Raw genomic sequence first — 18497 nt, forward strand, 5'->3', positions numbered from 1 at the left:
TGAGTTTCTCGGCTTAAATCTCTAATAAATCTCATAAGTCTCTTGTTTTCTTGACTTTTGTTTTAGCTTATTCTACTTTTTATTATGTGTAATTTATTTTACATAAGCACTTATATCTTCACTGACCAAATGGATCGGGAAATCTACGATTTATTTGGCTACGGTGGACTGACTCCAGAAATTGTGGAATATTTAATGGTTTTATTAGCTGCCAGTACGGAGTTTCAGCCCGTAAAATTATTTAAACGATTGGAGAATTTTTATCTGCGCTGGTGCGATGGCGAATTTCTTGATGCCACTCCAGAGAATCAGCCGCAGAAGAAGATGTTGCAAATGAGGGAGCAAGCGCCAGAAAATGAGCGGCTGGGACTACGACAGGTGGATATCTATGCAGGACTGAATGTAATGATTTTGCTGCTAGAGCTGAACCGTTATGCTCAGTTAAAAGACGACTTAAAAGACAAAATTACTTTCTACCTTTGTGGCGAAAAAGATACTGATAGTTTTGATGTATATCGACTGCTTCGCATTATTGGTTACAGCCAATGTATTGGTATTGGAGGATTTTTAGGGACAGTTGGTAAATTCCTCAGCCGCGCAAACCTCAACGGCGCATATCTCAACGACGCAAACCTCAGCGGTGCAAACCTCAGCGGTGCAAACCCCAGCGGCGCAAACCTCAACGGCGCAGACCTCATCGACGCAGACCTCAGCGGCGCAGACCTCAGCGGCGCAGACCTCAGCGGCGCAGACCTCTACGGCGCAAACCTTAGCGGTGCAAACCTCAGCGGTGCAAACCTCGACGACGCACACCTCAACGAAGCAGACCTCAACGGCACAAACCTCAGCCGTGCAGACCTCATCAGCGCAGACCTCGACGATATTTCTTGGGATAAATATACAAAATGGGAGAATGTTCAGAATTTGGAAACAGCCGAGAATGTGCCAGAAGCTTTAAAGCAACGGCTAGGGTTGGAGTAAAGTTATCATCACCCTTATTTTTCATGGTGGAAAAGCGATGCGATCGCCTACCTCATCTCACCAAACGCGATCGCCCTTTCTTCCCCTCTTCCTTCGCGTTCTTTGCGTCTTGGCGGTTCGTAAAAAACGCGATCGCATCTTAAGTTAGAAACAGTTCCCGAATCCCAGCACTGCCAATTTCGATTGCCAGCGCGGCTAACAGAAAGCCTAAAAGTTGAGTAATAATCACCGCGCCTTCTGCACCCAGCAAGTGGTCGATCCGGTTTGCCAGACGCACAATCAACCATGTCACCAGCATCGCAGAGACAATCCCGACCACCACGCTGAGATGAGCATTTGGAGATTCAGACATCAACAGCATCACCGTCGTTAGCGTTCCTGGCCCAGCTAACAGAGGCAATGCCATCGGAGTAATCGCGATATCGCGCTGCTGCTCGACAATCGGTGTATCTAGTTCTCCACGTAGCATTTGTAGGGCAACTAAGAGTAAAAGCAGTCCCCCAGCAACCCGCAAAGACCCCATACTGATTTCTAAGTAATTTAGAACTGCTTTACCCCCAAAAGCGAATATCAGCAGCACCCCAGTCGCTACAATACTTGCCCGATTCACCACATTGTCTCTTTGCTCCGGTTCCATGCCCTTCGTCAGGACTAAAAAGATCGGTGCATTGCCCAACGCATCTGCCAAGACAAACACAGCTACAAAAGTTTTAACCAGAACAGAGATGTCCAGCTCCACAGTTGACCCTTAGAAAATATTTCCTCTAACCGTAACGTGGATGCCTTGCCGTTTCGCCATTCCGAAGGTTGATCTCAAACGAGTCAGATGCCTCGTGCCAGCCAAGGACTCCAACTCATTCATAGAGTTGTCGTAGTGTCAACCAATAATATTGATTGTTATAATTTAAACCTCAATACAGTGAGAGAGCGATCGCTCAACCTCATCTGAGAAAGCGATCGCCCGGTTTTTCCCTCTTCCTGAAATGCCTAGATCCAGTGAATACTTTCTTTAAGCTGCGGTGACAAACGCGCAAGTGTTGCGATAGCGCGTCCGCGTGGCGCTGTGCTAATGCAAAATAAGCGATCGCTCCCCGTTTAAACTAAGGCAGAAACACGCCTGGAGTGGAGCAACTCACGAGACTCTTGACGAACCCGACCTTCCATCGCCTCTTTTTGTAAGGTAATGAAAGCCATAAAGTCATCAAAGTCATACTTGGTTTTTAAAAGCTGACGTAGCTGCTCTTCGGCTTCAACCGTTAGATAGCCCGTTACCAAAGCTTGTTGCACAATTTTACTAATCAGACTCATTGCCATTGCTACCAGAACACACGATGATTTCAAAACAGCATCTTTGTCACTGAAGACGCGCATCCGGATGATTTGTGTCCGCATTCCTACTTAGCTGAGTAAATATCTCTCTAAATAAGTACCTTCGGTATAATCCACAGGATTGCTCGAACCAACCCTTCATCAATGCCTAGACACAGAACAAAGGAATAATATATATTCTGATGTTCTCAGCTTCACCAGCATTTAGACTGATTTAGATGAAATTACGAGAGTGATAATGAAGCCCTATCTCGCCGCCGCCATACAAATGACAAGCCTGCCAGATGTGGAAAAAAATCTGGTTCAGGCAGAAGAACTCATCGAGCTTGCTGTGCGTCAGGGTGCTGAGTTAGTAGGCTTGCCAGAAAACTTCTCATTTTTAGGAGAAGAGAAGCAGAAGATAGCCCAATCGGAGGCGATCGCTACCAAGAGCGAAAAATTCCTCAGAACAATGGCTCAGCGCTTCCAAGTCACCATCTTGGGTGGCGGGTTTCCAGTTCCCGTTGATACCGGCAAAGTCTACAATACCGCTTTGCTTATCGATCCTTCAGGGGAAGAACTCGCCTGCTACCAAAAAGTACATTTATTTGATGTTAATTTGCCCGACGGCAATACCTATCGAGAATCTAGCACCGTCATGGCTGGGATGCGACTACCACCCGTTTATCCCTCCAAGCATTTGGGTTCCTTGGGACTTTCGGTGTGCTACGATGTCCGATTCCCGGAACTGTATCGGCACTTGGCGCAGATGGGAGCCGACATTCTATTTGTTCCCGCTGCCTTCACCGCCTACACTGGCAAAGATCACTGGCAAATCTTACTACAAGCCAGAGCTATCGAAAACACCTGCTATGTGATAGCACCGGCTCAGACTGGGCAGCATTACGCCCTGCGTCACACTCACGGACACGCGATGATTATTGACCCTTGGGGCGTTATTTTAGCGGATGCCGGAGATACGCCGGGAGTAGCGATCGCAGAAATCAACCCCTCTCGCCTAGAACAAATCCGCCGCCAAATGCCCTCCCTGCAACATCGGGTTTTTATCTGAGCCTTTTGGGAAAAAAATAGACCGGCGATAGCGCAAACTAATACCATTTTTTAGATTGAAAGATTCTAAATCTTTCAATCTTGTTTTAGCTTTGGTTTTCTAATTAAAAATTCCAAATCTAAAATCCAGAAATGTATAAAAGAAGCCCTCTTATTAGACATTGCGCCAACCGCCGGTATTACCGAACGGCAAAGAAGCCGCATCGGGCACCTTACTTACCAGAATTCTTGCGCTTGGGAGTTTTCTTTGGGTTGCCAGTGACTTTAGGGGCGCTACCATCGCGTCTGGCGGGCTTACCTAAATCGGGAGAAGGTTTAAATTTATTGTTAGCCATAAGATTGACAAACTCTTAAAAAGCAACGCTATGCATTTATACAAAGCAGCTATTCCCTGTTCCTGAAAGTTTGCCAAAAAACTCTTCTTACACACAAAAAAACGGGTGGCTTGGAAGCCACCCGACAAGAAAAATTTCAAATTTTAGATACTAGAGGTATCCAAAACCTAAACTTCTCTTAGACAGTTACAGTCTTCTTGGTAACAGCATTCAACTCGCCTTTGGCATACTTAGCAGCAAATTCATCCAAAGTCATCTGCTTAATCTTGGTACCTTGACCAGCAGCACCAAACTGGTGATAGCGATCGCTACAAACCTTCTGCATATACTTGATGGAAGGCTTGAGGAAGTGGCGGGGGTCAAATTCCTTAGTATTGCTAGCCAAGGCTTCGCGCACCGCAGCGGTAATCGCCAGACGGTTATCCGTGTCAATATTCACCTTACGGACACCGCTCTTAATGCCTTTCTGAATTTCTTCAACAGGTACGCCGTAGGTTTCCGGGATTGTACCGCCGTATTGGTTAATCAGGGCAAGTAAATCTTCGGGCACAGAGGAGGAACCGTGCATCACGAGGTGGGTGTTCGGCAGACGGCTGTGAATTTCTTCAATCCGGCTGATAGCCAGAATTTCGCCAGTCGGCTTGCGGGTGAACTTGTAAGCGCCGTGGCTGGTGCCAATCGCAACTGCCAAAGCATCCACGCCGGTTTGTTCTACGAAGGCAACTGCTTCGTCTGGGTCGGTCAACAGCTGGTCGTGAGAGAGAACTCCTTCGGCACCGTGACCGTCTTCCTTATCACCCATGCCTGTTTCTAGAGAACCCAAGCAACCCAGTTCGCCTTCTACGCTGACGCCAATTGAGTGAGCGACTTCCACCACCTTGCGGGTGACTTCCACGTTGTACTCGAAGCTGGCTGGAGTCTTCGCATCTGCCTCTAAGGAGCCATCCATCATGACGCTGGTGAAACCGTGGCGCATGGCAGAGTAGCAAGTGCTTGGGGCATTACCATGATCCTGGTGCATGGCAATTGGGAGATGAGGGTAAGTTTCAACTGCCGCCAGAATCAGATGGCGTAGGAAATATTCTCCTGCATAGTTCCGAGCGCCACGAGAAGCTTGCAGAATCACGGGGCTATTTGCCTCATGAGCAGCCTGCATGATGGCCTGGATCTGCTCCATGTTGTTAACGTTATAAGCTGGGATTCCATAATCATTCTCAGCTGCGTGATCCAACATCAGCCGCATGGGTACGAGCGCCATAAATAGTCCTCCTATTGACTCGTCGTCAGTTACTTTGTTCTGGACAGCGAAATTATTACAATAATCTTAAGATAGTTTACCAGTCTCTAGGGAATTATCTTGATAATTCCGAGATAAGCAGCCAATACTGCATTTATAAGATTGCCTGATGGTGGAGGTTTAGCAAGAGCATTAGGCTTTCTAACAGGGTTTTGGTTTTGCTCTCGTTTCCAATTTATGTCTGGGAATGGTTTCTCTAGAAGGCTGTACTCTCAATAACGTAGATTCTCCTGGTTCCAGCTAGGAAATGAGAAAACTAATCGTTTGCCAGAGCGCTTCTCGCTTCTTGTCTTAATTTTCTTTAGGTATTTTTTTGAGTATTTTTTTATGGGTCGCCCGGGATTCGAACCCGGAACTATTCGGTTAAAAGCCGAGTACTCTACCGTTGAGTTAGCGACCCGAAAACTTCAGTTGTTTAGACAACGTTTACAACGGTAACACAGATTACTGGAATTAGGAAAGGGGTTTTGAAAAAAAACTTTTTTATAAAAAAGTTACGGTCAAACGAACTGATGTCTCCAAACTGCCTCCCGGTTCTAGACGCAGTAGCTGCTCTCCGGTATTCAGAGCATTGCGGGGGGCACTCCAAGGCTCCATGCAGTAAAAGTCTTTGCCTTTGACCGTCCAGAAGACAAAGGTGGAATAAGGGTTGTCCCAACTAAGGGTGAGCTGCAACTGTCGGCTGGCGTCGGAGGCAGTGGCTTCTTGACCGCTCAACTGCTTAAAGGCGACATCAATTTCATCTTGGTTAAAGTCAAAGGCACCCGTGAAGGGATGGGTTTGGCGGGTGCGCTGATCTTGGTATTCGGCGGCGGGAATTCCAAACTTGATTCCGGTTTTTTCGGGTGTCCAGAAGTAAGGATGCAGACCCGTGGAGAAGGGCATCGGCTCGGCTGAGTGATTGGTGTAGCGCTGCCGAATCTCTAGCGTGTTACCCAACAGACAGTAAGTAAAGGCGAGTTGAAAGTCAAACGGGTAAACGGCACGTGTCTGGTCGTTGCTGTTAAGGACAAGGGTAAGGCTCACTAGGTCTTGAGTCACTTGGTCGGTGACTTCCCAAGGCATATCGCGTGCAAAGCCGTGTTGCTTGAGGGTGTAGGGCTGACCTTGATAGGTGTATTGACTTTCGGGTAAGTTGCCGCAGATGGGAAACAGAATCGGAATCCCGCCTCTAACGCTCAAGTCTGGATTGGCAAACCGCTCTGCATCTAGGTAGAGGATTTCTTGTCCTTGGATGCGTAGGCTAGTAACGATACCGCCTCGCTCTGGAACGACCTCTAGATGGGACTGAGCGGCTTGGTCTGAGAGGATGTAGGTTTTGTAGAGCTGCTGCTTAGTGGCGATCGCGTACACCCGTCTTTTTCCGTTTCTATTGAGGATTTGCTGATTGTCTCAAACTTTAACAAACATTTCTTGAAATTCCCATATCTACTTTACACATCCTTAACAGTCGCTGCACTAAGCTGTTTTATACGGTCAATCTATCTATAGGATTAAATCGACAGCTTGCTCAGTAGAGAAGCAACCGCAGTAAACTCTTCTTTTGTCAAGCATCCGCTTGGTTTTGCCATTTGTGACCTCGATCACCTAAAAATACGGTCTAAAATCACAAAAAATGGCGGATTACCATCAATTCCTAATCTTGGAAAGTATTTCATACTCAAAGATAGATATCTCAGCAAATCAAGGATAAACAGGTCGCCATGATTCGCACACTTGTAAAGTCAGCTTTCCAAACAGGTTGCCTCAGCGTCGCTTCTGAAGGTCTGATTCGCCAAGTGTTAGTGATGAAAGGCTACCAATCGGCGGATTTAGAAGCTCTTGACACCTTACACCAGGCATTGAATGCCGGTAAGATTCAAAGAGAAGCACGGCAGAGCGTAGCGCTGATATCGCCTCGGATACAAGCCCTGAAACCGTTCTTTGATAACTACAAGGCATCGTGATCGCGGCACGGCTGCCAAAACGATAGAAAAACTTTGATATCAGTAGAATTTTTATTTATTCGCTGCCGACCTGGGCCAAGAATTATTAGAATGATTAATAAGAACTACCAATCTCAGCTAGGTGCGCTTCCTAAACAAAGCGAGAGTTAGGATGACTGAATTGACTGCTACAAGGTTGGACTGGTTGCCAGTCAAGGCTTTTTGTCACCAGTTGCCTTTCCATTACTCATCTCAAAAGACTCATTGATACTCGTAGCTGCCTTGATTCAAGTTTCCCTTAGTGGTAAAAACCCTGAATGAGGATTGGAGTGCGCGCATTCTACCAGAGGGAGTATCCTACAATCCCTATCTTAAATGCCGCAGGATTCAAGCTAAACTTTGAAATTAAATCGGCAATATCATCTAGAACGCTCACTTTGAACCCTTGTCCCTACCCTCGATTTCCACATCTTTCCAAAAATTGGCATGGGGCTGACCAAGAGGCTTCCTTGCCTATCCAAAATCGGCATTCCCAGGCTTTAGGGATGCAAAGCCTTGCGCCCCTAAGAAACCCAACCCAAATCCCACATTCCAGGCTTTTGGGAAAAATAGGTAAAGATAAGGACAGGAGCCTGGGAGAATGGCAGGATTCAACCCCGATTACGTTTGAGAGAGGCTGGATACCTAAAAAAAGGTATGCAGGCTCCATGAAGAATTGCACAACTTATCTGCTCAGGAGAAGCAACCCATGCTACACCGCAAGATTTATCAACTCTGTTGCGATGGTCGTGAGGTCTGTATTTTCTTGCGGGACCAACAACGCTGGATCGAACGCGCTCGCATCGTTGACATTGAAGGAGATTTAGTCACGCTCCGCTATGAAACCGAAGAAGAAGATGAAGCTTGTTCTTGGGAAGAAATGGTTCGCCTCGAAAGCATTGGTGCTGTGACACAAAAGCTGGCTTCAGTGCCCAGAGGCAATGCTGAACCACTTGTCTCTGACGATTGTCCGGAAGCCGAACAAATTCGTCCGCGTTTCCCCGACTCGAATCCAGACTAAGGAATTAAAAATGCAAAATCAAAAATTAGAAATGGGGGATGCTTCATTTTTAATTTTTGATTTGATTTCTTATCTTTTTCAATCTTCGAGGCTTTCTAGGTCGTCATCTGAAGGGGTTGGGGGCGGATGCGCCGGTTCAAAAACTGGACAGTATCCTTCAGGTGTCACCTTAAATCCATACAGGGGCGAGTCCTGATTCCAACAGCGCTGCCCCCGTTGGTGCAGGCAGTTGCCGCAGCACTCAACATTCATGGGGACTCTGGCGTCGCTGCTTTGGCTTAAAAGTTCTCGTTGGGATAATCCGCGCAATACCAGTTCCTCACCCTGCCACCGGGCTTCCACTAAACCAGTATCAGCAAAGTGTTGCCAACGGGGATCGGCAGCGATCGCCTCCGGTAGGGTGATGGTAACGACTGTTCCCAGTTCCGTCAGCTCCCCTTCGTAACTGGTTTCGGGTGCCGCCGGTTGCACAAACGTCTCGCCAATCGGGAGTTCTACCAGCGTCCTAGCCGGTGGAGAATGCAAGTGGTAACGGTTGTGCAACTCCTCCAACCCGGTTAAATCAGCCAGGTAGGTGGGAGAGGCATGAACAAAAATTACGTGCTGAGGACGGATATTGTGAATCAGCTGGGTGGTTCCCAGCCCATCAGAATGCTGGGCAAGCAAATAGTTTTGTATCGTCAACGATGAGTAACTAGGCTCTTGGGAGAACCTGGGTTGCTGGGGCAGTAATAACACCCACGGCCCGGTGCCTGGTTGACAGTATTCTCTAAGATCGTGGTTTTCCTCAGTCAGGATAATGCATGGAGACTGACCGACAGAGGGACGTTGTTCTGGAAGCAACCGACGCACTCTGGGACGCACCCGTTCATCCCAAAATAGGGATTGATGACGGGCAAAATTTTGCACAGAGGCTGGGAGGTTGGTGAGAATATCCAAATAGGCATCGCAGCCAGCTGCCACGTTACCATCTACCCAGATATCGAGGTTGCGACCCGTGAATAAGTGGTGACTCCGCAAGAGCATCAAGAGTTCTTGCCCCAGTCCCAAAGTGGGCACGGGCATCAAGACAGAATTCGCTTGAGCGATCGCTTGATTAATTCGCTCTGCCAGCTGATTCTCTTGGTTCCGCCGGTGGGGATGACGCGCTGTGCCGTAACTGCCTTCCACGATTAGCACATCTGGCTCTAAGCCTCGCAATGCTTCTAGCGGCAACCCCTCCACCAGCCGCGAGTTTGAAAGGAAAAAGTCACCTGTGTAAAGTAGGGTGTAAGAGCGGTGGCGACTCGTGTAGGTCAGCAAGATTGCAGATGCGCCTGGTAAATGTCCGGCTGGGAATAATTCCGCACTCAATCCCTCTTTGAATTCGACAGGCGATCGCATCGGCAATGCCTGACACAATTGCGGGAGATTCTGCGGATCTATCTCAGGCCAATTCAGTGGCAGCAGCTGGGTTGTCAATTCACTTGCATAGACTGGCAACTGAGGGAAGCTTTCATGCAGCGCCAGCAATCCCCTAGCGTGATCCGGATGGGCGTGGCTGCACAGCACTAAATCTGCTGGAGGATCTGCTGGAGGAATTCCCTCACCTTTAAGCGAGGAAATGTCCGCCAAACCACAGTCTAGGAGAATGCGGTGTGGCCCCATCCGTACCAGTAAGCAGACGCCTTCGTCGCCATGACCGACGCCATAGGGAAAATAGGCTAGTTCGTCATAGCCGTGAGAGGATACCGGGGGGGGTTGACTCATCATTCGATTTTCAATTTTAGATTTTGGATTTTAGATTCAATCCAAAATCATCGGAGGCTTAGAAACTCCGACCTCCGCAAACTCTAAAATCCAAAATTGACTGGCTAACAGCGATCTTAATGAGCAGAACCGTTTCCGTGATAGTTGTCTGAATCGTAAAATCCATTTTTAGTGCCAAAAAATAGGCACGATACGGTAAAAACAAGTGTTAAGGCTGCTAAAACTAGCTTGACATCCATGAGTTTTTATGAATTGAACGGGGTGGTTTGGTATATCTTAAGTATATTTAACGATGAATCTGATTAAAAATACCCAAATTGTAGAAGTTTCTTGGCTAGATCGCCCATCCACTGAAGTTGCACCTGATTTGGTGGGCTGCACGTTGGTGCGACAGATGCCTGATGGAGAAATCATCCGAGGGCTAATCGTGGAAACGGAAGCCTATGGCCCTGAAGATCCGGCTTGCCATGCCTATCGGCGACGAACCGAGCGCAACTGGGTAATGTTCGGGTCAGCTGGGAGAACTTATGTTTATTTAATTTACGGAATTTACTACTGCCTGAACGTGGTCACAGACCAGGACAGCATTCCCAGTGCTGTCTTGATTCGGGCTTTGCAACTAGAGTCTATACCGCCCTGGATCAAAGAGAGCGATCGCTCGAAACCCCATCGAATTGCCGCCGGCCCCGGTAAACTCTGCCGCGCCTTACAAATTGACAGCACCCTGAATTCACAAGTTTTACAACCCGGTCAACCCCTGTGGCTAGAGCATCGTCAGTCACAATTTACGCCGGAACTTGTCCAAACAACTCGGATTGGTTTATCACAGGGAATCGATTTGCCGTGGCGGTGGTATCTACGCGGTTGTGCTGCTGTCTCCAAACTTTAATCGAAACTTTAAAGGGAGATGTCTTCGCCCTGCTCTGTGAACCGGACATCTCTTATCTTCCATTGAGAATTAGCGGTGAGGGTTTTTCTAAGGCTACCGAACAAAGCAAATTGTTCGCAGCTCGAAAGGGAGACAAATTTCCGCTGGGAACCGGGTGCAATTCGCAAATCAACCGTGGCAACTCGATTGCTGGGATTCACGCTGACACGATACCCAGCTAAATTAAAGTCGGCTGTGTCCCGCTCCTCCAGAACTTTGCCTACCGCTGCTTGGACGCTTTCAATCGATGAAACGTCTACTTTTTCCGGTACTAGCGCTTCACACTGAGTATCGGGTTGATAGATGGTGACGGTGACATTGTTTTTTGAGGGGGCGGTTGTTGTTGCTTGGCTAATCGCACCCGTCAACAATTGGCTGGCATCTGACGCTTTCGTCGTAGTTTTGCTGGCTTCAATAGCATGAGCGGGAGGTAAGCCAGCTTTGTCTCTTTCGCTGTTTGTCGGTAAAGAAGCGCAACTACTTAGACTAGCGACAATCGCTCCAGTTAATAAGGGAATCCAATAATTTTTTGTACGGCTCATCGCTTTTGAAATCTGTCTTTAGATAGATTTTTTGATAGCCCCCAATGGTAAATGGCACCTTGAGGGGATAGCATAGTTTTACTGATACTGCTGAGCAATATCAGTGTAGATTTCTGCGGAATTTATGGACCGAAGTCCATTAGGTGACAGTAGTAAGCTCCTCTAGCGCCTGGGCGGGTCAGTCTCTCCCAGCGCGGGGGGAGACTAGGAGGTTTCTATGCTCACTCAGGAAGGACGTGTTGCACTGTCGGATATTGCTGACTTAAATCAGCTTAAGTCTGAGCTAAATCGCTTACCGGCGGTTGATGTAGGGGATTACATTGCCGAACTGCCCCCATCCAAGCGAGCGATCGCGTTTCGCTTGCTTAATAAAGCTCAAGCCATTGATGTCTTTGAATATCTGCCTCCGGAAGTGCAAGAAGAACTAATTGGTTCGCTGCACGATAACCAGGTGTGTCAGATTGTAGAGGCGATGCGACCGGATGACCGGGCGGAACTGTTTGACGAGCTACCCGCAGGCATTGTGAAGCGGCTGTTGCAGCAACTCAGCCTTGAAGAACGGCAGGCAACTGCCAGGATTCTGGGCTATCCCGAAGGCACGGCGGGTCGGGTAATGACGACGGAATATGTACGGCTGCGCGAAGGCTTAACGGTCGGAGAAGCCTTGAGCAAAATCCGTGTCAGTGACGAAGATAAGGAAACAATTTACTACGCCTACGTCACCGACGACAACCGCAAGCTCGTTCGGGTTGTATCGTTGCGGCAACTGTTGTTTTCGCTTCCCAATGCCCTGATTGGGGATATTGCGAGCGATCGCGTTGTCAAAACTTACACAGAAACGCCCCAAGAAGAAGTCGCGCAACTAATGAAGCGCTATGACTTGATCGCCGTGCCTGTGGTTGACCGCGAAGATAGGTTAGTGGGGATTGTCACCATTGATGACGTGGTAGACATTCTAGAAGAGGAAGCCACACAAGACATTCAGAAACTGGCGGGAGTCAGTGGCGGTGATGAAGCCGCCTTGTCGCCTCCTTTGGTGACGCTTCGTAAGCGTCTGCCTTGGCTGTTAGGGAATATTATTCTCTATGTCGGAGCCGCCAACGCGATCGCGCCTTTTCAGGGAACGATTTCATCAGTGCCCGTTTTGGCAATCATCATGCCAATTTTAGCCAATAGTAGTGGCAATGTCGGCTTTCAGGTCTTATCGGTGACTGTGCGCGGACTAGGTGTAGGTGAAATAACACCACAGGATACGCTGAAACTTCTCCGTAAGGAAATTCTCGCTGGCTTGGGTACAGCCTTGTCACTGGGTTTTGCCTTGGGTGCCCTTTCTTTGATTTGGTCTCCTGCCAATGAGCGATGGGTGGGGTTGGTTGCAGGACTGGTGATGGCTATCAATGTCTTGATGGCTGCCACCCTAGGGACTTTGCTGCCAATGGGTATCAAACGGTTGAACTTAGATCCAGCACTCATTAGCGGTCCGCTGCTGACTACGACTCTAGATGCGCTGGGGTTCTTGACTTTCCTGACGCTAATCTCAGCGGCTTTGAATGTAGTATCTAGATGAGCAGTCAGTTGTCTTCTGTTCGTTGTTCGTTGCTACTGACCACACCTAATGGCTACCACTACCTGGACTCGTCACCACGTTCTTTCCTTAGCTGATTTCACCCCAATTGAATACAATACTGTGTTGCAAACTGCCGCCAGTTTCCGAGAGGTACTGTCGCGACGCACGAAGAAAGTGCCAACGTTACAAGGTCAGGTGGTAGCAAATCTATTTTTTGAATCCTCTACCCGCACCCGCAGCAGTTTTGAACTAGCGGCAAAGCGTCTCTCTGCCGATACGCTGAACTTTGCCGCGGCAACGTCTTCTCTAACGAAAGGAGAGACCATTTTAGATACGGCGAAAACCTATTTAGCGATGGGTGCGGACATGATGGTGGTTCGTCATCGGGAGGCGGGAGTGCCGCAAGCGATCGCTGCCGAAATGGATCGCTTAGGTTCAAAGGTGGGCGTCCTCAATGCCGGGGATGGTCAGCACGAACATCCATCCCAAGCATTGCTGGATCTTTTCACCATCTGTACCCTGTTAGACCCAGACCACCCGCGACTTGAACTGCTCAAAGATAAAAAAATTGCGATTGTCGGCGATATTCTCCACTCGCGGGTTGCCCGGTCGAATATCTGGAGTTTAACGGCAACGGGTGCGGAGGTTCACTTAGCAGGACCCCCCACGCTTCTCCCTCAGTTGTTTGCCGCCTATGGCACTCAGGAGGGGAGCCAGGGAGCCAATCGCCCGTTACCAAGCACCCACGACCAATCCCTCATTCCCAACCGCAAGCTTTTTCTCCACTGGGATTTGGAACCCGCTTTACAAAATGCTGATTTTGTGATGACGTTGCGGCTGCAAAAGGAACGCATGACGCAGCATTTGCTGCCCAGTTTGCGAGAGTATCATCAGCGGTATGGGATAACACGCGATCGCCTGAAACTCTGCAAACCTGACGTTAAGGTACTGCACCCAGGACCCGTCAACCGAGGCGTAGAAATTAGCTCTGACTTGATGGACGACCCCCAGTTCAGCTTAATCTCTCAGCAAGTGACTAGCGGCGTGGCTGTCCGTATGGCGCTCCTATATCTGATGGGCGGTGGCAAGGTTTAGCAGCCAGGGTTCTGCAAAATCTTGGGGTAGATCGACACAATCTGGAACAACACAATCTGAGACAACAAGTGCAAGGAGCGATCGCTTAGGGTAATGCGGGTGCTGGATCGATCAAAATAGATCCAGTTCCTTTCTCAGGATTTCAACGTGATGAATGGCGTCACCACTCTCCTAAACCTTCCCAATCAACCCTCCGCGAAAGATAGTTTTACGATTAGCTTCGCTCCCTTATCAATGGAGGAAGTCTACTCACTAGCGGACGATCCTGCCAACGGAGCCGTGGTAGTCATGAGTGGAATGGTACGCAATCAAACTGATGGGAAGCCGGTGGTTGCTTTGGAGTATCAAGCCTACGAACCGATGGCTTTGCACATATTTAGTCAAATTGCTGCCAATATCCGCCAAACCTGGCAGGATGTCAATCGAGTAGTGATTCACCATCGCATCGGACGCTTGCAGATTGGCGAAATTAGCGTGTTAGTTGCGGTTGGGTGTCCTCACCGCTCAGAAGCTTTTGAAGCCTGCCAATATGCAATTGATACCCTAAAGCACAATGCCCCCATCTGGAAAAAGGAACATTGGGCAGATGGTTCTAGCAGTTGGGTGAGTATCGGTGCCTGTGAAACCCAGCCAGAGGGGTGTTAAGTCGCCTTCTGCTGGTTCAGAAAAGAATGCCCTTGACCGATACTTTTTACAAAACTTTAAACTTTCAAGGGCTTTAGATTGCAGTTTGTAACTATTGCTTTATCCCAGGAAAATTATCCTTTAGACTGATCCCCAATTCATAATTTGGGGATAAAGGGGATAGGCTAATGCCAAATCTGAACTGGCACGAATATTTACTTTTTGTTTCTTTTGTGGGTAGTATTGCTGGACTTTTCTTACTATCCGTTGACAAACAAACTCAGGTGGATGAGCTTGAAGAAACGGAGGAAATGCTATTGACAATGAGCTTTACTTACTGGATAGTTTACTGCGTTGTTGTAGGTATCCTGAAGTTTAGCCACCCTGAGTGGGAGATTTTGTTGATGAGTTTGAAGTTAACGGCTGCTTTTTCTTACTTGTTGACCTTTACTTCTGTCCTGACTCTGCCGCTGCACCGGATGTCAGTTCGGCAAGTAGAGTAGTATAAATTTTGTCTGAATCCCTAAAATTACTATCAGACTTCTCTGTGAGCCAATAGCTAATTGTTTAATGCTCAATTAATCGAGGTTGATTCCCTCATTAAAACTGAATCGTAAAATTGAATTCACGCTTAATAGAAAATCACCCCATTTCCGAATTTTGGCAATTCAAATGGGGTGATTTTGCTTTTATGGCTTTAGCTTAATAGACGATAAGCCTAGCGACAAGTGCCGAGATTGGTCGAGTTTGAACTGGGAAACCCGTAAGAAATCCATCCGGCAACAGGGGCTGTAATCTGAACCCAGGCACGGCGTTCGGCGTCGAAGGTGAATGCTGGAGGACTGGTTCTGAGGGTGACTCTATCTCCAAACTTAACTCCGCCAACTCTAGTACCGTTTTTGCCGGGTGCGGTACGAATAGCCATCCCTTCAGCGCCCTTGTAGGTAATGACGCGGCAAAGGCTAGTTGTAGGATTCGGTCTGGGATTCGGGCTGGGAGTTGGGTTGGGAGTCGGGGTAGGGCTGGGAGTAGGTCTAGGGGTAGGATTGACTCCAGAGCAGGTTGTGAGGTCTCTTGCTTGGACATACCCGGTTACAGGGGCACTGATGGCGATAAAACCAGCGCTGCCATTGTCTGCAAGGGTAACTTGTTCGCCAGCAGCGAGCGTTCTAATTGTTTGGCTGGAGAGCGATCGCTGCGTATAGACAAAAATCCGCGCTTTCGTAGCGCGGCATTGTCCTACCAGACTTTGCGCTATTTCAAAGCTGCCCCCAGGTTGAACTGAGTTCTGTTCTGATTGTGCAATCGTGTTAGCAGTTGTGGTTGTGCTAATGGCAGGAGTGGGAAAATTCAGACTTCCCACGACGCTCAAGCCTAAACTAAAGAGAGCGATAGGCTTGCCCCAGCGACTCATCTTTTTCATACGGTCAACTCCTCATCTCACCAAAAAGTTTTTGTTAGAGACTTCAGCAAAGAAAAACCGATTGACGGTAGAAGCAAGTTTTTGAAGATGGCTCGGCTTTAGTTGCCCAGCATCTTTATTCAGCTTTGACGCTACCGAACATCAGGATCGTCAATCTTTTAGAAGTCTCCTCGTCAAATAGCATACAAGTAAAGATTAATCCAAATCATCGGAAAGAAGGCAGAAATGTCAAGAGTAAGAGCGATCGCTCTTTGGGCTTCACCGCACTCAGTCTCCAGAAAGCGATCGCCTTTACTCCTGAAACCACGCCGTTAACGCTACAGCAAGGGCATCGGCGGCATCATCCGGCTTGGGAATGTAGCCCAAATTTAACTCCCGCGCCACGGCTTGCTGCACTTCGGACTTATCCGCATTTCCCATGCCAGTCAGCGCTTGTTTAATTTGGGCAGGCGTAAACTCAACAAACGGAACCCCGTGCTGTGCCAACACCAACATCAGCACCCCCCGTGCTTGAGCCACCACAATCGTGTTTCCCATCCGATAAAAAAACAATTTCTCGATTGCCACCAGATGGGGTTGACACTGCTCCATCAGCGTGTGCAAATCGTCGTAAATCGTGCGGAGTCGCTCCCCCATCTCCGTCTTTGCCGAGGTCTGAATCACGCCAAAATCTAGTAAACTTACCACCTCAGACGCAGTTTCTACTTGGCGCTTCGCGCGAGCTCCACCTGCCGCTGCGGCATAATCTACCTTTTGGCAGACAATTGTCCCAAATCCTAATCTGGCAAGTCCGGGGTCTAATCCTAAAATACGCTTTTCCATCTAGCCTAGCTTTGGGGATTCACTCAAGGGGGAACTGCAATCGGTTAATTGAACGCTTAGAAGCAACAAGCGGGTCTAATCACTGAGTCGTAACATCTTGATTCCTGATCCAAGCAGCAAACCATCGCAACCTATCATAAGCTGAGTTGAAAAATCCCCTCCTCTGTTTCTTAGTTTCGTATGTCACATCTGAGTGGCTTAGTGAAAATGTATTCTGATGGGCACAGCCTTAGTGTTGCTCAGTGGGTAGCAACTTCTGCCTTCCCCGTGCCAGTCCAATCAATCCGTAGAGACGATTCATCAATCGCGCCTACTTGAGTGGATTCGCCAAGCAACGTTAAAGTCGAGTCTTGCCTTTGTGTCCCCTAGGAATCCGCAATGTCAAACGTTATTTTCAAACAAGCCTTACGCACGCTCAAACAAGATTCGCATATGGTCTGGAGTTTTAAGCCTAGGACGCCCCAACGAGTCAATAGCTGGTTTAAGTGGTTAGCGCCCGGACTATTAGTAAAACGCTGGTTGCTGATCAGTGTGGGAGGCGTGCTGCTAACCAGCCTAGGTTTGGCGATTTGGGTGAAACTGACCCCAATTTTCTTATTGATTCAGTTCATTGGGAACATTCTGGAAGCGATTACCACGATTATTCCCAATTATGTTTCCGGTCCAATCGCGATTGGCTTGGGTTTATTTTTTATTTTTTTAGGACAAACCCGCTCGATGGGAGCGATTACCGAGGTACTGAAGCCTTCCCAGGATGAAGAACTGATTGATGTGCTGTTGGCGCATCGCAAACTCAACCGGGGACCAAAAATCGTGGCAATCGGCGGTGGCACTGGGCTTTCTACTTTGCTCAGAGGATTGAAGGAATACAGCGCCCACATTACGGCGATTGTAACGGTTGCAGATGATGGCGGCTCCTCTGGTCGTCTGCGGCGAGAAATTGGCGTCCTACCGCCGGGAGACATTCGCAACTGTATCGCGGCATTGGCAGACCAAGAAAAGTTATTGACCGAATTGTTTCAATATCGCTTTAAGGCTGGGGATGGTCTGAACGGTCATAGTTTTGGCAACCTATTCCTGACGGCAATGAGCGATATTACCGGAGATTTGGAGCAAGCGATCGCTGCCAGTTCTCAAGTTTTAGCTGTGCGAGGGCGGGTGCTACCGGCAACGTTGTGCGATGTTCGCCTCTGGGCTGAGTTAGAGGATGGACGCACCATTGAGGGGGAATCGAGCATTACAGAAGCCAATGGTCAGATTAAGAAAATTGGTTGCATTCCTAGCAACCCCCCCGCTTTGCCTAAAGCTTTACAGGCAATTGAGGAAGCCGATTACATTATCATCGGCCCTGGAAGCCTTTATACAAGCGTGATTCCCAATTTATTGGTGCCAGAGATTGCCGAAGCGATCGCCCAAAAGCAGGTTCCCCGCATCTACGTCTGTAACATCATGACCCAACCGGGAGAAACCCAAGGTTACACGGTTGCAGACCACATTCGCGCCATTGATGCCGCTTGCGGACGACCGCTATTTAACGCCGTCTTGGTGCAGCGGAAAGTTCCAAGTGCGAATGCCCTGATTCGCTATGCTCAAGAAAGTTCCCATCCGGTTTTTCTAGATCGAGAAGCCATCGGGCTGCTGGGGCGTCGCATCGTTTTAACCAACGTGATGGATGAAGACCCAGAGACGGGTTATGTACGCCACAATCCTGAGCGGCTGGCACGGGTGTTGCTGAGGTGGTATAGTCGCGCCCAGGCAGTAGAGTTTTGA

General features: G+C 48.5%; 19 protein-coding genes and 1 tRNA gene. 10 read left to right on the plus strand and 10 right to left on the minus strand.

What is annotated here, in order from left to right:
- Window positions 1–129 precede the first annotated feature (129 nt).
- Window positions 130–981 carry a pentapeptide repeat-containing protein gene (locus H6F52_RS09140; RefSeq protein WP_242033885.1) on the plus strand — a complete coding sequence of 284 codons (852 nt, stop codon included), beginning with the start codon at window positions 130–132 and terminating at the stop codon, window positions 979–981.
- Window positions 982–1120: 139 nt separating this feature from the next.
- On the opposite strand, the gene H6F52_RS09145 is transcribed toward H6F52_RS09140, so the two are convergent.
- Complete coding sequence (locus tag H6F52_RS09145) at window positions 1121–1714, minus strand: MarC family protein (protein ID WP_190414150.1); 594 nt, start codon at window positions 1712–1714, stop codon at window positions 1121–1123.
- A 362-nt stretch (window positions 1715–2076) separates the two neighbouring features.
- A complete protein-coding gene (locus H6F52_RS09150; protein ID WP_190534180.1) occupies window positions 2077–2289 on the minus strand; it encodes a hypothetical protein in 213 nt (70 codons plus the stop codon).
- A 259-nt stretch (window positions 2290–2548) separates the two neighbouring features.
- Between H6F52_RS09150 and H6F52_RS09155 the strand changes: the two genes are divergently transcribed.
- On the plus strand, window positions 2549–3361 hold the full coding sequence (locus H6F52_RS09155) for a carbon-nitrogen hydrolase family protein (protein ID WP_190533967.1): 813 nt from the start codon (window positions 2549–2551) through the stop codon (window positions 3359–3361).
- Between the two features lie 211 nt (window positions 3362–3572).
- Here the strand turns inward: H6F52_RS09155 and H6F52_RS26055 are convergent, their stop codons facing one another.
- From H6F52_RS26055 to H6F52_RS09170, 4 genes are all read right to left on the minus strand, one after another.
- Window positions 3573–3695 carry a hypothetical protein gene (locus H6F52_RS26055; RefSeq protein ID WP_277881926.1) on the minus strand — a complete coding sequence of 41 codons (123 nt, stop codon included), beginning with the start codon at window positions 3693–3695 and terminating at the stop codon, window positions 3573–3575.
- Between the two features lie 178 nt (window positions 3696–3873).
- Complete coding sequence (gene fba / locus H6F52_RS09160) at window positions 3874–4953, minus strand: class II fructose-bisphosphate aldolase (protein WP_190414027.1); 1080 nt, start codon at window positions 4951–4953, stop codon at window positions 3874–3876.
- A gap of 367 nt (window positions 4954–5320) precedes the next feature.
- Window positions 5321–5392: transfer RNA gene (locus H6F52_RS09165), tRNA-Lys, on the minus strand.
- An 83-nt stretch (window positions 5393–5475) separates the two neighbouring features.
- On the minus strand, window positions 5476–6345 hold the full coding sequence (locus H6F52_RS09170) for an aldose epimerase (RefSeq protein ID WP_190414029.1): 870 nt from the start codon (window positions 6343–6345) through the stop codon (window positions 5476–5478).
- A 350-nt stretch (window positions 6346–6695) separates the two neighbouring features.
- Between H6F52_RS09170 and H6F52_RS09175 the strand changes: the two genes are divergently transcribed.
- Entirely contained in the window at window positions 6696–6938 is a 243-nt protein-coding gene (locus tag H6F52_RS09175) for a hypothetical protein (RefSeq protein ID WP_190414030.1), read from the plus strand.
- Window positions 6939–7665: 727 nt separating this feature from the next.
- Window positions 7666–7977 carry a DUF6679 family protein gene (locus tag H6F52_RS09180; protein ID WP_190414032.1) on the plus strand — a complete coding sequence of 104 codons (312 nt, stop codon included), beginning with the start codon at window positions 7666–7668 and terminating at the stop codon, window positions 7975–7977.
- Window positions 7978–8055: 78 nt separating this feature from the next.
- Here H6F52_RS09180 and H6F52_RS09185 read toward each other — a convergent pair whose 3' ends face one another.
- Window positions 8056–9729 (minus strand): MBL fold metallo-hydrolase, encoded by a 1674-nt coding sequence (locus H6F52_RS09185; protein ID WP_190533970.1) that lies wholly within the window; start codon window positions 9727–9729, stop codon window positions 8056–8058.
- A 289-nt stretch (window positions 9730–10018) separates the two neighbouring features.
- Between H6F52_RS09185 and H6F52_RS09190 the strand changes: the two genes are divergently transcribed.
- Window positions 10019–10615, plus strand: a complete 597-nt coding sequence (locus H6F52_RS09190) for a DNA-3-methyladenine glycosylase (RefSeq protein WP_190533973.1) — start codon at window positions 10019–10021, stop codon at window positions 10613–10615.
- 8 nt (window positions 10616–10623) lie between these two features.
- Here the strand turns inward: H6F52_RS09190 and H6F52_RS09195 are convergent, their stop codons facing one another.
- A complete protein-coding gene (locus tag H6F52_RS09195) occupies window positions 10624–11196 on the minus strand; it encodes a sporulation/spore germination protein (protein WP_190533976.1) in 573 nt (190 codons plus the stop codon).
- Between the two features lie 217 nt (window positions 11197–11413).
- On the opposite strand from H6F52_RS09195, the gene mgtE reads away from it, so the two are divergent.
- The 4 genes from mgtE to H6F52_RS09215 all read left to right on the plus strand — a co-directional run bounded on the left by mgtE (window position 11414) and on the right by H6F52_RS09215 (window position 14985).
- Window positions 11414–12763, plus strand: a complete 1350-nt coding sequence (mgtE, locus tag H6F52_RS09200) for a magnesium transporter (RefSeq protein WP_190533979.1) — start codon at window positions 11414–11416, stop codon at window positions 12761–12763.
- A 48-nt stretch (window positions 12764–12811) separates the two neighbouring features.
- A complete protein-coding gene (locus tag H6F52_RS09205; RefSeq protein ID WP_190533982.1) occupies window positions 12812–13858 on the plus strand; it encodes an aspartate carbamoyltransferase catalytic subunit in 1047 nt (348 codons plus the stop codon).
- A gap of 150 nt (window positions 13859–14008) precedes the next feature.
- A complete protein-coding gene (locus H6F52_RS09210; protein ID WP_190414042.1) occupies window positions 14009–14503 on the plus strand; it encodes a molybdenum cofactor biosynthesis protein MoaE in 495 nt (164 codons plus the stop codon).
- A gap of 167 nt (window positions 14504–14670) precedes the next feature.
- Window positions 14671–14985 (plus strand): hypothetical protein, encoded by a 315-nt coding sequence (locus tag H6F52_RS09215; protein WP_190414044.1) that lies wholly within the window; start codon window positions 14671–14673, stop codon window positions 14983–14985.
- Window positions 14986–15200: 215 nt separating this feature from the next.
- Here H6F52_RS09215 and H6F52_RS09220 read toward each other — a convergent pair whose 3' ends face one another.
- Complete coding sequence (locus H6F52_RS09220) at window positions 15201–15905, minus strand: SH3 domain-containing protein (RefSeq protein WP_190425888.1); 705 nt, start codon at window positions 15903–15905, stop codon at window positions 15201–15203.
- Window positions 15906–16196: 291 nt separating this feature from the next.
- The gene (ruvC, locus tag H6F52_RS09225; RefSeq protein ID WP_190533984.1) at window positions 16197–16727 is read right to left on the minus strand and encodes a crossover junction endodeoxyribonuclease RuvC; all 531 of its coding nucleotides are present in this window, start codon (window positions 16725–16727) and stop codon (window positions 16197–16199) included.
- A 378-nt stretch (window positions 16728–17105) separates the two neighbouring features.
- On the opposite strand from ruvC, the gene H6F52_RS09230 reads away from it, so the two are divergent.
- Window positions 17106–18497, plus strand: a complete 1392-nt coding sequence (locus tag H6F52_RS09230; protein WP_190414050.1) for a gluconeogenesis factor YvcK family protein — start codon at window positions 17106–17108, stop codon at window positions 18495–18497.

Origin of the sequence: Coleofasciculus sp. FACHB-542, assembly GCF_014695825.1 — a bacterium.
Taxonomy (GTDB): domain Bacteria; phylum Cyanobacteriota; class Cyanobacteriia; order Cyanobacteriales; family FACHB-T130; genus FACHB-T130.